The sequence below is a fragment of the Kocuria sp. genome (assembly GCF_030536815.1).
In the GTDB taxonomy this organism is placed as follows: domain Bacteria; phylum Actinomycetota; class Actinomycetes; order Actinomycetales; family Micrococcaceae; genus Kocuria; species Kocuria gwangalliensis.
This window is the reverse complement of the sequence record NZ_JAUNPE010000043.1, coordinates 16,337-17,786: the sequence shown is the minus strand read 5'-3', so window position 1 is coordinate 17,786 and position 1,450 is coordinate 16,337. Positions and strand designations below refer to the sequence as shown.

3 protein-coding genes are annotated in these 1,450 nt (G+C 62.4%); all 3 read left to right on the top strand.

Annotated features, from left to right (window positions below):
* The coding region (gene pgk, locus Q4E95_RS06040) for a phosphoglycerate kinase (protein WP_303382463.1) at window positions 1-162 on the top strand (162 nt) is incomplete at its 5' end.
* Between the two features lie 84 nt (window positions 163-246).
* Window positions 247-1,062: a triose-phosphate isomerase gene (tpiA, locus tag Q4E95_RS06035; protein WP_303382461.1), complete on the top strand. Its 816-nt coding sequence runs from the start codon at window positions 247-249 to the stop codon at window positions 1,060-1,062.
* A gap of 81 nt (window positions 1,063-1,143) precedes the next feature.
* The gene (secG, locus tag Q4E95_RS06030; RefSeq protein ID WP_190780331.1) at window positions 1,144-1,398 is read left to right on the top strand and encodes a preprotein translocase subunit SecG; all 255 of its coding nucleotides are present in this window, start codon (window positions 1,144-1,146) and stop codon (window positions 1,396-1,398) included.
* Window positions 1,399-1,450 lie beyond the last annotated feature (52 nt).

The window sequence follows — 1,450 nt, the reverse complement described above, 5'->3', positions numbered from 1 at the left end:
TCGGATGCCATGAGCGTGATCGGCGGCGGCGACTCCGCATCAGCCGTACGCAACCTGGGCTACAGCGACGACCAGTTCGGCCATATTTCCACCGGCGGTGGCGCTTCCCTGGAGTTCATCGAGGGTAAGCAACTTCCCGGTGTGGTGGCACTGGGCGCCTGATACCTGCCCCGAACCGATCGTGAGTGCTGGGCGGGGCCCGTGTGACGGCACGGGCCCCGCGCGGTTTTATTCGAAGGAGAAGCTATGACCAACAAGACCGATGGAAACTTTGACCGCACACCCTTGATTGCGGGCAATTGGAAAATGAACATGGACCACGCGCAGGGGATTGCTCTGCTGCAGAAACTCGCGTGGACCCTCAAGGATGCCAAGCATGATTTCCAACGCGTCGAGGTGGCCGTGTTCCCGCCGTTCACCGACCTGCGTTCGGTGCAGTCACTGGTCGAGGGCGACGGGTTGCAGATCGTCTACGGCGCCCAGGATCTCTCCGATCAGGATTCCGGCGCCTACACCGGTGACATTTCCGGTGAGTTCCTGGCCAAGCTGGGTTGCGGTTACGCGCTGGTGGGTCACTCCGAGCGCCGTACCGTGCACCAGGAATCGGATGAGCTGTGCCGGGACAAGATCCGGGCCGCCATTCGCCATAACCTGACCCCCATGCTGTGCATCGGTGAGGGACTGGACGAGCGCCAGTCCGGGAATCACGTGGCCTTCACCCTGGAGCAGTTGCGTGGCAGCCTGGCGGATCTCAACGAGAAGGAACTCGAGGGCCTCGTGGTGGCCTACGAACCCGTATGGGCCATCGGCACCGGCGAAGTGGCCGGGCCGGAGGATGCACAGGAAATGGCCGCGGCCATTCGCGAGGAACTCGGCACGCTGTACAGCGCGGACTTCGCGCGGGCAACGCGGGTTCTCTACGGCGGCTCGGTCAAGTCCTCCAACGTGGCGAACATCCTGGCCGGCTCCGACGTTGACGGTGCATTGGTGGGCGGGGCCAGCTTGGATGCCGAGGAGTTTGCTAAGATTGCACGGTTCGAGCAGCATCTGCTCAGTAACTAGGCATTTCAACGAGCGGTTCACGGAGAGATTCCGCATCGCTCCCACGCTCGATCAGCGACTCCCCAGGAATTGAGGCTTTACGTGGAGATCCTGCAGCTTGCCCTGCAAGTGATCATTGTGGTCACCAGCATCCTGTGTGTGATGTTCGTGCTGCTCAACAAGGGTAAAGGCGGCGGCCTGTCCGACATGTTCGGCGGTGGCATGACTCAGTCCTTGAACACCTCGGGAGCGGCCCAAAAGAACGTGGTGCGCATGACCACCGTCCTGGCGATCGTGTGGGTCCTGGCCATCGTGGGCTACGCGCTCTCCCTGCGGTTCGCACCCCCCGTCGTGTAATCATCAACAGCAACGCGCATGGCCCGGAGACTTCGGTCTGCGGGCCTTGCGC

Coding starts and splice junctions, on each gene's coding strand:
- tpiA (WP_303382461.1), top strand. CDS start 247: ATGACCAACAAGACCGATGGAAACTTTGACCGCACACCCTTGATTGCG.